Raw genomic sequence first — 397 nt, forward strand, 5'->3', positions numbered from 1 at the left:
TCCCGACGCCCGCCTCTTCACCGGCCCGCGCGGCGGACGCATCTCCACCGCCGTCCTGCGCGACGCCACACACTGGGACGACGTCGTCACCAAACTCGGTTACGAGCACCTGCGCCGCCACGACCTCCGGCACACCGGACTGACCTGGTTCGCCGACGCCGGAGTCCAAGTGCACGTCCTCCGCCGGGTCGCCGGCCACGGATCACTGGCCACCACCCAGCGCTACCTGCACCCCGACGTACACAAAATCACGGCCGCCGGCGCAGCACTCTCCGCACACCTCAGTGTACTCCGCGCACCGCGCTCCCTGCCGGGCCCGATCGTCATGACTCGCTGACGCGGTCAAGGACGCCGGTCCCCAACTGGTCCCCAAGAATGATCAAGGGCCGGTTTCGGA

The 397-nt window shown here is 69.3% G+C and carries 1 protein-coding gene; it reads left to right on the forward strand.

Annotation, left to right across the window (positions count from 1 at the left end):
* Positions 1–337, forward strand: a 337-nt coding sequence (locus tag IG64_RS37240; RefSeq protein WP_037865000.1) for a tyrosine-type recombinase/integrase, incomplete at its 5' end; no start/stop codon positions are given.
* Between the last annotated feature and the right edge of the window lie 60 nt (positions 338–397).

The organism is Streptomyces sp. NRRL S-340 (genome assembly GCF_000720185.1).
Lineage (GTDB): Bacteria > Actinomycetota > Actinomycetes > Streptomycetales > Streptomycetaceae > Streptomyces.